Source organism: Streptomyces sp. NPDC030991, from assembly GCF_055571235.1.
Genome location: NZ_JBVIFR010000044.1, coordinates 17,041 through 28,764, shown reverse-complemented (window position 1 = coordinate 28,764; position 11,724 = coordinate 17,041). Strand labels below are relative to the sequence as shown.

The window sequence follows — 11,724 nt, the reverse complement described above, 5'->3', positions numbered from 1 at the left end:
GGGCCGGCGACTCAGGTACTGCAATGCACTCTTGGCCTGGGCACCGTCTCGAGCATCTACAGCGCGGTGACGCTGGAGATCACCTCGCTCTGACCCCGTGCTTCCGTGGCCGGCCCCTCCCGTCCAGTTGAGATGAGTCCGTGAAGGCTGCGGCGAGGCGGGCGCAGGTGTCGCCGCCGCGCAGATGGGCCAGGACGAGCATTGCCTGCCGGCCAGAGGTCAGGCGTCGCCGACGCGAACCGATCCGACGGCGGTTACCTGCGAGCAGACCGGAGAGATGCCCCAGGGTGTGGCTGGACAGATCGATGCCGGACGGGTAAGTAAGCACGCGAAAGCTCCTGGTGAACTGTGAATCTTGGTCGTGTCCCCGTCTACCAGGAGCTTGCCTCAAGCCCACCACCGGGGCAGTTGGCCTAACCGCCCGCCACGGGTCACTGGTGCGACAGTCGTGCTTTTTTAATCTCCATCGCGACGTTTTCACCCGGTCTACGTATGGGAAGTAATGGGTCGTGGAATCAAGCCCCGCCTTACCTGCAGGGGTGCATGCTTGCCTTTTCGACCTCGATGGAGTGGTGTCCAAGACGGACATCCAGCATCGCAGGGCCTGGAAGAAGACCTTTGATCCCCTTCTTTCCGGTCTGCAGGGCGAGAACGCGCTCCCTTTCCGTCTTTCCGACTACTTCCGGTACGTTGACGGGCTGCCCCGCCACGAAGCCGTGCACCGTTTCCTCGCTTCACGAAGTATCTGTCTGCCCGTCGGTCATGCCGACGAAGCGCCTGGTCATGGCTCTGAACATCAACTCGCCAACCAGAAGGACAAATTACTTTCGGAGAGTCTTGACTCCGAGGAGATCGAGGCCTACCCCGGATCGGTGCGCTTCATACAGGCGGTGCGTGAAGCCGGTCTGTCCACCGCTGTGGTGTCCGCCAGTTCGCACTGCGCCCAGGTACTGGCCGCCTGTGACATCGAATTCCTATTCGATGTCCGTGTGGATGGCGAAGTGGCGCGAGAACAAGGGCTACAAGGCAAGCCAGCACCCGACTCCTACCTTACGGCGGCTGCCGAACTGGGCACCGCGACAGACCATGCGGCCGTCTTCGAGGACGGTCCCACCGGGCTGGCGGCCGCCGCGGCCGGTGGCTTCGCGTTCGTGGTGGCCGTCGACCGGTGCGGGCAGCAGGAATTGCTTCGCGCGCAAAGTCCTGACGTGGTGGTCAACGACCTCGCCGAGCTTCTGCCCGTGCCGCGCGGATCAAGGAGGGAGACATGACGGAGCGCCCGGCCGGTCCGCAGATGGAGCCCTCAACCGGCCACCGGGACATCGCAGGCGGCAGCGATCCCGACTGGGTCTGGTCCTTCCCCGGCTACAAGCCGTCCCAGGAAGGCTGGCGCGAAGCCGTGTGCACCCTGAGCAACGGCCTGTTCGCCGCACGGGGTGCGCAGGCGGAGGCCAGCTGGGGCGCGGGACACTATCCGGGCACCTATGCGGCCGGCTGTTTCAACGAGACACGGTCCAGCGTGCGAGGTCGCGCCTACTCGGTGGAGAGCGTGGTCAATCTGCCGAACTGGCTGCCGGTGCAATGTACACGGCTCGACGGCGGCGAGTCCGTCCGGCTCGGGCCGGACTACGTGACCGTCCTGGCGTACCACCAGTTTCTCGATCTGCGGCGCGGCCTGCTGCGCCGCGAGTACCGTCTCCAGGACGCCAACGGCCGCCGGACCCGTTTCACGGAGACGCGCCTGGTGCACATGGCCGAGCCCCATCTGGCCGCGCTCCGTCTGACCGTCACCGCCGAGAACTGGCACGGTCCCCTGGTGGTCCGCTCGGCCCTGGACGGCGCTGTCCGCAATGCCCAGGTCGACCGTTACCGGGACTTCGACGGGCAGCACCTGACCGGTCTGGAGACCGGTGTGGCCGGTGATGCCCTCTGGCTCGCCTGCCACACCAGCCATACCTCCATCGCCTGCGCGGTGGCCGCACGCACCCACATCACCCGCAGCGACGAGTCCGCCGTGGCCGTGCTGGTGCGTCACGACCGCAGTGCGATGGAGGCGGCCACGACCCTGCAGTGCGAAATGGAAACCGGCCAGAGCGTGCACATTGACAAGACCGTCTGCCTGCGCACGGCCCGCATGTTCACCACCGAGCACCTCACCTCCTTGGTCCTGGCTGAGGTGCGAGCGGCTCCGGCCTTTGCCGACCTGCTCACCGCCCACTGTGCGGCCTGGGAGCAGCTCTGGAGCCGTATACCGGATGACGGTCCGCCCGGGGAACGACTGCGGCGACGCCTCTTCCAATTCCATCTGCTGCAGGTCATGTCCCCGCACAGCCGCACCCGCGACAGCGGCGTGCCCGCCCGGGGGCTGAGCGGCGAGGAGTACCACGGCCGAGTCTTCTGGGACGAGTTGCCCGTGGTCTCCTGGCTGGCGCACGTGCTGCCCGCCACGGCCCGCTCCGCCCTGGACTACCGGCACCGACGGCTGCCCGCGGCGCGGCGGGCCGCGGCCGAGCAGGGCCAGCCAGGCGCCCTGTACCCGTGGCAGAGCGGGTACGACGGCAGCGAGACGACGGTCCCGCTCGTGATGAACCCGCTGAACGGGCGGTGGCTGACCGATCACAGCGCCCGGCAGCGGCACATCGGCGCCTCGCTGGCCCACAGCATCCAGACGTACGCGCGGATCAGCGGTGACCGCGCCTACCTTGAGGGCCGGGGCGCGGAGATGGTTTTGCAGATCGCCCGCTTCTTCGCCAGCGCCGCCCGGCACGACGACCGGGACGGCCGCTACCACCTCGAAGGGGTCATGGGTCCCGACGAGTTCCACGACCGGCTCCCTGGTGCCCGTGCAGCCGGCGTGGCAGACAACGCCTACACCAACATCCTCGTCTCACGCACCCTGCACCAGGCTGCCCGGCTCTGGCGTCAGCTGCCTCACCGGCGTCGCGTCGAGTTGAACGCAGGCCTTGAGCTGGCCGATGGCGACATCGACGCATGGGAGGTAGTCTCCCGGCTGCTTGCCGTGCCGTTCCACTCCGGCGTGATCAGCCAATTCGACGGATACGGAGAGCTGTCCGAGTTCCCACTGACCGGGCACGGTGAGGACGATCTCGGGCGGCTCGACCGGATCCTGGACGAGCGCGGTGACCACCCCCGCAACTACCAGGTGTGCAAACAGGCGGACACGCTCATGCTCGGCTACCTGTACTCCCTGGAGGAACTCCACGAGGCCTTCGAACACCTGGGGTATCCGCTGCGTCCCGAGACCTGGGAACGCACGGTCGCCTACTACCTGCCCCGGACCACCCACGGCTCAACCCTCAGCACACCCGTCCACGCCCACGTCCTGGCCGCGGTGGGACACCCCGAAGCCGAACACTTCCGTCAGCGGGCCCTGGACGTCGACACCCGGCCAACCTCGCCCCGGACAGCCCAGGGACTGCACCTGGGCGCCATGGCGGCCGCGCTCCTGCTCATGGCGCCACCCGGCGCTGTCCCCCGCCCCCGGCAGGAAGGGACCACCCGCCCTCATGGTTGACCAGACGCAAAGGCCCGAGCGGCCACCTGAGATATCCGAAGGTGTCGACGGCGCCTTCGCCACAGCCCGGCGCGTCATTCTCCGCGAGATCGAAGCGCTCCTTCAACTCGCCCGGGAAGAACAGGCGCACGCCCTGATCGACGCCGTCACCATAGCTGACCGGATCTTCGTCGTCGGCGCCGGGCGCTCCAAACTGGCCGTCGACGCGTTCGCCATGCGGCTGATGCACATGGGTTACACCGCTCACGTGGCGGCCGACACCACCACGCCGGCCATCGGGCCCGGTGACCTGCTGATCACATGCAGCGGTTCCGGTGAGACCCCGACCGTGCTCTGCCTGGCCCAGGCCGCCGCCCGGGCCGGTGCCCGGGTGGCGACGATCACCGGCACGCCACGCTCCGCCCTGGAGACCCACGCAGATCTGGTGGTGCACCTGTGTGAGTACAGCGAGGACTACGAGCCGCACGCCTCGAGCCAGTTCGTGGGCACGCTCTTCGAACAGGGCGCCTTCGTCTTCTTCGACTGTCTGGTTCAAGTCATCCAGACGACCCGGGACATCGACCCCGACGCCATGTTCAGCCGCCACGCCAATCTGGAATGAGGAGCCTGTGGACGACACCGTCCTGCCGCTGACCCTGACCAGCACCAAGATGAACCTTGGACGCAGACAGACGCGCGACTGGCTCGACCAGGTCGTCCTACCGCACTCCCGGGCCCTGGCCCGCCTCTCCTTCTTCGCCTGTCTGCCCTACCCGCTCATCCTGGCCGCCCGGTACCAGCTGACGGGCAGTGGCATCGCGGTGGGGGCACAGAACTGCTGGCACAGTGACGGCGCCGCCACCGGAGAGGTCTCGGCGGGCCTGCTCGCGGAGATCGGCTGTCGCTACGTCATGCTCGGCCACGCGGAGCGGCGCCGCATGTTCCACGAGGACGACGCCACCGTCGCCCGGAAGGCCACCGCGGTCGCCGAGGCGGGCATGGTTCCCCTGGTCTGTGTCGGCGAGGACAGCCGCATGTCTGCCGACGCCGCGGCCTCCCACGTCGCCGCCCAGGCACACGCCGCACTCGCCGGCCTTCCCGCGCACCGACCGGCCCGCGTCCTGTACGAACCGGTCTGGGCCATCGGCGGCAGTGAAGGAGCCCATCCCGACCACGCCGCAACTGTCCTGCACGCCCTGGCCGCTAGCACCTCCCACCCGGCCGTGCGCTTCGTCTACGGTGGCGCCGTCACCCCGGGGACCCACACCGCACTGCGCGCCGCGGCGTCCTGGGACGGAGTCGCGGTGGGCCGCGCGGCCCAGGACCCAGGCATGCTCGGCGAGATCACCGCCGAACTTCTCGACGGCATCCCGGCCGACCTCAGCACTCCGACCGAAGGAGCATGAGACATGCGGGCCAAGCACGTCCTTTTTGACGAAACCGGCGGTCCCGAGGTCTTGCGGCTCAGGGAGGCCGACGTGGGCGATCCCGGCCCCGGTGAGGTACGTATCAAGGTCGAGGCCGTCGGCCTGAACCGGGCCGAGGTCCAGTTCCGTCAGGGCACCTACTTCGACCAGCCCGCCTTCCCCTCCGGTCTGGGCTACGAAGCCGCCGGAGTGATCGAGGCCGTCGGCGAAGGCGTCACCGGCTTCGCGCCGGGCGATCCGGTCGGTGTCGTCCCCGCCTTCCAGCAGAGCCAGTACGCCACCTACGGCGATCATGTTCTGGTGCCCGCCGCCGCCGTCGTCGCGCGGCCCGCCGGCACCACATCCGAGACCGCTGCCGCGGTCTGGATGGCCTACCTCACCGCCTACGGCGCCCTCGTTGAGGACGGCGCACTGCGGCCCGGTGATCACGTGCTGATCTCGGCGGCGTCCAGCAGCGTCGGACTCGCCGCCATCCAGACCGCCCGGCGCCTGGGCGCCGTACCGATCGCCACCACCCGCACCGCGGACAAGCGCCAACGGCTCCTGGACGCCGGCGCGGATCACGTCATCGTCACCGACGAGCAGGACCTGCCCGCATACGTCAGAGACATCACCGGCGGCGAAGGCGTCCGCAAGGCCATCGACCCGGTCGCAGGCCCCGGGCTCGAAACCCTCTCCGAAGCGGTCAGCCCGGGCGGGCATCTGCTGGTCTACGGAGTACTCGATTCCCGGCCCACTCCCCTGCCACGGGCCACGGACTTCCCGGCGCTGAGCACGCGCACGTACACCGTCTTCGAGGTCACCACCGACCCCGCACGCCTCGCCCGGGCCGTCACCTACGTCAACACCGGTCTCGCCACGGGCTCCCTGCGCCCTGTCATCGACAGGGTCTTCGACCTGAACGATGTCGTCGACGCCCATCGGTACATGGAGTCGAGCACCCATGTCGGCAAGATCGTGCTCAGGGTTCGCCATTGAGAGTGCATGGAGCACCGGCGCTTGCGGCTCACCGTAGGGGCGCGAGCGCCATTCCCTGCGCCTCCTATGTGCATCTTGCGCGCCGACCCATTCGTGCCATGTACGCATCATGCAGGGTCGAGGCAGCTTGAAAGCCCCGACCGCTCACATCTTCCTCAGGAAAGGCCCTCATGCCCAGACTTCGCAGTTCCACGGCCAGTCACAGGAGGGCTGCCGTCTTCGGCGTCAGCCTGGCACTCGGGCTCGCCGGCTCCATCGCAGCTCCGGCTAACGCCGCGCATGCGGCGGTGACAGACATCAGCTGCCTCACCGGCAACCGCACCACTACCTACACGCCACCGCTGACGAACACTGCTCGGCCCACGCACTTGGAGCTCGTCGAGAACTTCAGCTGCGTTTCCCTTCTGGGCGGCGTCAGCAGCGGGGCCAGTTCCGGCACACGCGACCTCACCACCAGCTGCCTCCTTTCGGTACAGACGCCCATCAGTGTTCCGGCCCGGACGGTCACCTACCACTGGAACACGGGAGCCTTCAGCACGGTCACCTACCCTGCCGTGATTGCTGCCAGGGCGGCTGACGGCACGGTCACCATTACGCAGGTGGGGGCCGTCACCGACGGGCTCGGCAAGGGCCAGCTCGCCACCAACGTCACCGTCGAGCCCAACCTCAGCCTGACCGCCTGCGCCACCACAGGCCTCAGCGCGACCAGCAGCCTGGTCAACACACTCGCCATTGCACCACTGTGACCTGGACAGGCACACACTCGCAGCCGCCGCACGATCCGGTCATCGGGCATCGGCCCCACGCAGTCGGCGTCACTTTGACCAGCATGGGCCTGACCGGTTCACTGCTTCAATGCCCCACCGCGACCAGCCCGTACAAGCAGGGACGTTGTCTTGCCGTGCCGGGATCGGCGACGACCGGGCGAACGAGCGCAGCCGGTCGCCCCCGGCGCCATGCCCCCGCAGCCACATGAATCGATGTACGTGTCATCACGGCCGCCGGGGGCAGTTTCGGCATTCGTCGCCTCACGTGTCAACTACGCTCGCAGATACGCAACGCGGGTGCCGGGGTCGGGGGTTGGGCAGACCGGGGCTCTTCACCAGGTCTCGCGGGCATGTCGTCGCGGTTTGCCGGTTCCGTCTGCCGAGGCGTCAGCCGGTGAAGTCCGTGATGATGTGATCGAGGCATCTCTCCACCACTGCGGCGATGGTGAGCGCCGGGTTGACGCCGGCTGTGGACCCTGGCATGAGGGCACTGTCCAGGCAGTACAGGCCGCGGTAGCCATGGAGTCTTCCGTAGGCGTCGGTGCTCCGGCCCAGGACCACGCCGCCAAGGGGGTGCGCCACCACGGGCCGAGCGGGCCTGGCGGTGATCACACTGGCGCCGCCCGGTATGCAGCGGGCGACCTGACGTACAACGTTTTCAATGGCTGCCCGGGACGTCGTGTCGTACGAGTCGTCCCAACGCAGCTCGGTTCCGGCATCCTTCGTCGGTGTCCATCGGCCCAGGCGGTCGGGGACACCCATGCCGAGACAGACGAGGAGGCCCGAGCCCACGGGGAAGGACATGGGTGAGTGCAGCACGCCGGCGGTGCCTTCGGTGTTACGCACAAGGACTGCCGGCGGACCGCCCTGCCGTGCTCCCAGGGGCATCGGTGACGTTCTGATCAGGGACATGTGGTCACCGTTGGATCCCCACCCCTCACCGATGGACGCGGGCAGGTCAGGCAGGGCCCCGCTTTCTCGGGCCGTGAGCAGGAGTCTTGGGGTGTGAGCACCGGCTGCGAAGATCAGTCTGTCGCAGACGAACGCCAGATGTTGCTTGGTGATGCCGTGCTCGTCCAGGTGCTCGGCGAGGACGCGGTAGCGGCCCGTCGGGTCCTTTGACACGTGAGTGACTCGGTGGAGCGGGCGCACCGTTGTTCTGCCGGAAGCTTCGGCGCGTGCCAGGTAGGTGCGGTCCACGCTCATTTTCGCGCCGCTGTTGCAGCCGGTGAAGTGGTAGTGGCCGATCGTGGCCGAGGCAGTCCTGGTGCCGTTGAGTTCATCGCGTAGGACATCGAAATCGTAGTTGCTCACGACGGTCTCGGCCGGAAGGCCGGACCGTTGCACGGCCGTGGCCCACAGGTGGTTGGAGCGGAACGGATGCTGTGTCAGGAGGTCCTCGGGGAACGGTGCGGCCACCAGACGGTGGCGTGCCCGGGGATAGTGCACGCGGTCCAGTTCGTCGTAGTCCAGTTCGGCGGGGAAGAGTCGCTGGAAGACGTCGCGGCGTGGCTGGGCGAGGACTCCCCCGTATACGAGTGTTCCGCCGCCCACCCCGGCGCCGCTGAGGATGACGGCGCCGTCTTGGGCCATCACGTCCAGCAGTCCGGTCGAGGGCGGCAGGGCCGTGGACAGGGTTCGGCGGCGCAGGGAGGGCAGCGGGCCCCGCACCGAGGGCGTCGGGGCGTCGCGCCACATGAGCCGGCGTTGGAGGGAGGGAAAGGCGGGGAAGGTATCGGCGGCACGGGTGATGGGCCAGCGTCGGCCGCGTTCGAGGACGACGTTGCGCACGCCTGCCTCGGCGAGCCGGTACGCGGCGATGCTGCCGCCCACGCCCGAGCCGATGATCACCACCTCGTGCCGTTCCTCGCGGATGGTGGGTGTGTGCGGTGGGGGGTGTGGATCCGCTGGGTGCGTCATGGGCGCTCCCCGTTCGTGGTCGTGGCGGTGTCTGCGGTGGGCGGGAGCGGGTCGTCGCGGACGAACGAGCCGAGTGCGGTGATGAACTCTTCGGGGCTGTCGAGGTAGGAGACGTGTCCAGCTCCGGGCAGGAGAGTGAACCGGCCGTCGGGCAGCCGCTTCGCTGCCGCTTTTCCCTGCCATACGGGAAAGAGCTGGTCGAAGGCCCCCCAGATCACCAGGACAGGTACCCCGATCTCGTGCAGTTGGTCGGTGACGGTGATGCTTGCGCGCTGTCCGGTGATGTCGCCGCACGTCCGCAGTACCTCCAGGGATGTCCGCAGCGCCTGTCGCGACCGGGCCAGCCGGAGCTGGGCTCTCCATGTCCGCGCGGGGATGCGCCAGGGCTGGCGCAGGAGCAGCTGGCTGGAGAGGGTCAGCAGGGCGGCGCCCCCGGGGAAGGAGACGGAGGCGGAGGCGAGGTCGGCGGCTCGCCTGGGCAGGAGGGCCAGCGCGGTGGCGGCGGGGTGCACCGCCCGGCCGAGGCCGCAGGCGTTGACCAACGTCAGCCGGCTGACGAGGTGGGGGTGGTGCAGGGCCAGTTCGGCCGTGACGAGACCGCCGAAGGAGTGGCCTACGGCGATGACGGAATCCACGTCCAGGACGTCGAGGAAGTCCGCGAGGAAGGCTGCCATGGTGGTGGGGAGTACGTCCGGCAGCGGGCTGGTGCCGCCGAGACCGGGCAGCGCGACGGCGATGACCCGGTGGGTCAGGGACAGTTCCCGCATCACGGCGAACCAGTCCTGGGCGTGTGTGGCGATGCCAGGCACCAGCAGGACCACCGGGCCTTGCCCGGTTTCGAAATAGAGGGTGGAGCGTCCTTGCACGCGAACGCGCCGCATGGTGGGTTCGTGGTCGGTCATGCGATGCTCCTCGGTCGGCCCGCGCCTCACGGATGGCCCGGGCGCGCTTTCGATGTCAGCCGCGCGTCTTGGGCGACGGGGTGTGCCTGCGCGGCCGGACGAATGTCAGGTCCGGCGTCACCGTGTCCCTCCCGGCGAGCCACAGGCCCAGGGATTCCCTGCTGCCGTGGACCTCCGGTGCCCGTGGCGAGCAGACGCCGATCGCTGGGTATCCGTCCGTGGGCACCAGTCGGTGGCGCAGGATCCTGAGGTTGGTGCAGGAGCTCAGCAGTGCCCCGTCCCACAGGATGTACGTGGCGATGGCGGGCGGCAGTTTCCTGTCGAGGTGCAGACCGCGCACGATGTCCTGGTGGTGGATGGCCAGGTCCCCGAGGGTGATCGCTGCACCGATGCGGCTGGTAAGGGATGGGCTCTCCGCCCAGTTCCGTGCCTTTGCCATCAGCTGGTCGCGGGGCAGCCGGCGCGCCCGCTGTACCTGTTTTCTGTTGGCCGCGTGCAGGAAGGGACCGAAGAGAAGGTAGGAGGTGGCCGGCTCGTCCACGGCCAGGAGATGTCCGAGGATGTCCCGGGGCGACCATCGCGTGCACAATGTGCGCCCCGCAACGAAGTCTTCGTCCGAGAGCTGATCCAGCGTGCCGAGCAGCCGGTGCCGCTCCGCGCACAACTCCTGCCTCAAGGGCATTCTCATCGCTCAGGGCTCCTAACGGCTCACGGACATGTACACGCCGGTTCGCGGACGGTTGCGACAGGGACGTCGCAACGGGCCCGGTCAGGTTGTTGCCAGTTCGTGGAGGCTCAGTCGTAGACAGTGCTGGAAGAGACCGGGGTCGGTGACGGCCGCGGGATCGAGATTGGTCCCGATGGCGCAGGTGCCGTCATGGGAGGCCATCGAGATATTGGCCGCGGCACCGCCGCGTGGAGCCCAGGCGACGGCGTTCACCACGGGAACGCCCGCGGCGATGGGGGTGCGGGAGAAGCCGGGAACGCTGGTGACCACGACGTCGACGCCTCTGCGCAGCACCGACGGGACGGCCCGCCGGTGGATCAGTCCCGGGATGCAGGAGCCGAGGTCGGCCAGCGTGGTGTACAGGCCCCGTACGAGGGTGTCGCGGGCGTCGTTGATCGCGGCGTGCACCGCTGTCATCCGGGCCGATGGCGGCAGGTCACCGATCGGGCCCGCGATACGGACCGACGCGATGATGTTGCCTGCACCTGTCTCGGAGGGGTGGCGGATGTTCACGGGCACCAGGGTCGGCACCGTGGCGTGCTGGACGCCGTGGTGGGCGTGGTAGTGGTGGAACGCGCCCAGGACTGCGGCGACATAGGCCGATGTCACGGAGACGCCGGCGGCCTTGCCCGCCGCCTTGAGGTCGGCCAGGGGGGTGGTGGCCATGCCGCAGAAGGTCGCCGGGCTGCGCTGGCGCAGCAGGGGTGAGGGGGTGATGGGCCGCAGCAGTTGCGCGGTGGCCCGTCCCGCGAGACGGGCGCGGCTTTGGGCAGCGCGGGGGCCGGTCAGCCACCGGCCGGTCTCCCGCAGGAGTGCTCGGGTGCCCTCGGCCACCCCGTGAGCGGCTGTTGCGGGGGCCGGTGCGGTCCGGGGGCCGGGTGCCGGACCGGCGCGCCTCTCGGGAGGCCGGGGAGGAGGGGCAAGACCTGCACCCGAGACCCCAGCGGCATCGGGGAGCAGCTTGTTCATGACCGACACGATGGTGACTGCGTCGCCGACGCTGTGATGCCACTTGAGGAGCAGCGCTGCGCGGTCCTGTTCGTACCCCTCGATCAGGGTGGCCTCCCACGGGGGGTGCTCGGGGTCGAAGTCTGTGCCGCTGCGCCATTCGACGAGGTCGAGGAGTTCGCGGAGGCCGGAGGGGTCCGGTAGACGCATGCGGTGCACGTGACGGGTGAGGCGGAAGTGCTGGTCCGGCGCCCAGGCAGGGGTTCCTGCGCCGAGGGGTGTGTCGATCACCCGGTGGGTGAGGCGGGGGAGTCGTTTGACGGTCCATCGGCAGGCGTCGAGGAAGGTGTTCCACTCCGGGATCCCCTCGAGGTACCAGAGCCAGGTGACGTGCGGGCGGGTCAGGGGGTTGGTTCCCATGCGCCAGAAGACGGTGTCGGTGCCGTTCATGGGGCCGGGTGAGGTCCAGCCGGCAACCGTCCGGGATCCGTGCATGCTCGCTCCTTCACAGGCGGTTACGGGGCGGGGCATCCGGGTGGGG

Annotated in this window: 10 protein-coding genes and 1 pseudogene; 6 read left to right on the top strand and 5 right to left on the bottom strand. The window is 68.8% G+C overall.

The window, feature by feature from the left end; genetic code table 11:
• Window positions 1-142: 142 nt before the first annotated feature.
• Window positions 143-328: pseudogene (locus tag ACZ45E_RS39185) on the bottom strand (IS5/IS1182 family transposase); the annotation flags it as partial.
• A 181-nt stretch (window positions 329-509) separates the two neighbouring features.
• Between ACZ45E_RS39185 and ACZ45E_RS39180 the strand changes: the two are divergent.
• The 6 genes from ACZ45E_RS39180 (at window position 510) to ACZ45E_RS39155 (ending at window position 6,665) form a co-directional block, all read left to right on the top strand.
• Window positions 510-1,271, top strand: coding sequence for an HAD family hydrolase (locus tag ACZ45E_RS39180; RefSeq protein WP_468231171.1), 762 nt, complete (start codon window positions 510-512; stop codon window positions 1,269-1,271).
• A complete protein-coding gene (locus tag ACZ45E_RS39175) occupies window positions 1,268-3,535 on the top strand; it encodes a glycoside hydrolase family 65 protein (protein WP_468231168.1) in 2,268 nt (755 codons plus the stop codon). Before ACZ45E_RS39180 ends, ACZ45E_RS39175 begins: the two co-directional genes overlap by 4 nt.
• On the top strand, window positions 3,528-4,136 hold the full coding sequence (gene hxlB / locus ACZ45E_RS39170; protein WP_468231165.1) for a 6-phospho-3-hexuloisomerase: 609 nt from the start codon (window positions 3,528-3,530) through the stop codon (window positions 4,134-4,136). The genes ACZ45E_RS39175 and hxlB overlap by 8 nt, the downstream gene beginning before the upstream one ends.
• 7 nt (window positions 4,137-4,143) lie before the next feature.
• A complete protein-coding gene (locus ACZ45E_RS39165; RefSeq protein WP_468231163.1) occupies window positions 4,144-4,920 on the top strand; it encodes a triose-phosphate isomerase in 777 nt (258 codons plus the stop codon).
• Between the two features lie 3 nt (window positions 4,921-4,923).
• Window positions 4,924-5,919 carry a zinc-dependent alcohol dehydrogenase family protein gene (locus ACZ45E_RS39160; protein ID WP_468231161.1) on the top strand — a complete coding sequence of 332 codons (996 nt, stop codon included), beginning with the start codon at window positions 4,924-4,926 and terminating at the stop codon, window positions 5,917-5,919.
• A gap of 170 nt (window positions 5,920-6,089) precedes the next feature.
• The gene (locus tag ACZ45E_RS39155) at window positions 6,090-6,665 is read left to right on the top strand and encodes a hypothetical protein (protein ID WP_468231158.1); all 576 of its coding nucleotides are present in this window, start codon (window positions 6,090-6,092) and stop codon (window positions 6,663-6,665) included.
• A gap of 408 nt (window positions 6,666-7,073) precedes the next feature.
• On the opposite strand, the gene ACZ45E_RS39150 is transcribed toward ACZ45E_RS39155, so the two are convergent.
• The 4 genes from ACZ45E_RS39150 to ACZ45E_RS39135 all read right to left on the bottom strand — a co-directional run bounded on the left by ACZ45E_RS39150 (window position 7,074) and on the right by ACZ45E_RS39135 (window position 11,678).
• The gene (locus ACZ45E_RS39150) at window positions 7,074-8,606 is read right to left on the bottom strand and encodes a GMC oxidoreductase (RefSeq protein WP_468231155.1); all 1,533 of its coding nucleotides are present in this window, start codon (window positions 8,604-8,606) and stop codon (window positions 7,074-7,076) included.
• The gene (locus tag ACZ45E_RS39145; RefSeq protein WP_468231152.1) at window positions 8,603-9,508 is read right to left on the bottom strand and encodes an alpha/beta fold hydrolase; all 906 of its coding nucleotides are present in this window, start codon (window positions 9,506-9,508) and stop codon (window positions 8,603-8,605) included. Before ACZ45E_RS39145 ends, ACZ45E_RS39150 begins: the two co-directional genes overlap by 4 nt.
• Before the next feature lie 55 nt (window positions 9,509-9,563).
• A complete protein-coding gene (locus tag ACZ45E_RS39140; RefSeq protein ID WP_468231149.1) occupies window positions 9,564-10,196 on the bottom strand; it encodes a maleylpyruvate isomerase mycothiol-dependent enzyme family protein in 633 nt (210 codons plus the stop codon).
• Between the two features lie 81 nt (window positions 10,197-10,277).
• Window positions 10,278-11,678 (bottom strand): wax ester/triacylglycerol synthase domain-containing protein, encoded by a 1,401-nt coding sequence (locus ACZ45E_RS39135; RefSeq protein WP_468231146.1) that lies wholly within the window; start codon window positions 11,676-11,678, stop codon window positions 10,278-10,280.
• Window positions 11,679-11,724: the final 46 nt, after the last annotated feature.

Excerpts from the sequence above, each read along its gene's own strand:
- ACZ45E_RS39175 (WP_468231168.1), top strand. The coding sequence starts at position 1,268 with ATGACGGAGCGCCCGGCCGGTCCGCAGATGGAGCCCTCAACCGGCCAC.
- hxlB (WP_468231165.1), top strand. The coding sequence starts at position 3,528 with ATGGTTGACCAGACGCAAAGGCCCGAGCGGCCACCTGAGATATCCGAA.
- ACZ45E_RS39160 (WP_468231161.1), top strand. The coding sequence starts at position 4,924 with ATGCGGGCCAAGCACGTCCTTTTTGACGAAACCGGCGGTCCCGAGGTC.
- ACZ45E_RS39155 (WP_468231158.1), top strand. The coding sequence starts at position 6,090 with ATGCCCAGACTTCGCAGTTCCACGGCCAGTCACAGGAGGGCTGCCGTC.
- ACZ45E_RS39150 (WP_468231155.1), bottom strand. The coding sequence starts at position 8,606 with ATGACGCACCCAGCGGATCCACACCCCCCACCGCACACACCCACCATC.
- ACZ45E_RS39145 (WP_468231152.1), bottom strand. The coding sequence starts at position 9,508 with ATGACCGACCACGAACCCACCATGCGGCGCGTTCGCGTGCAAGGACGC.
- ACZ45E_RS39140 (WP_468231149.1), bottom strand. The coding sequence starts at position 10,196 with ATGAGAATGCCCTTGAGGCAGGAGTTGTGCGCGGAGCGGCACCGGCTG.
- ACZ45E_RS39135 (WP_468231146.1), bottom strand. The coding sequence starts at position 11,678 with ATGCACGGATCCCGGACGGTTGCCGGCTGGACCTCACCCGGCCCCATG.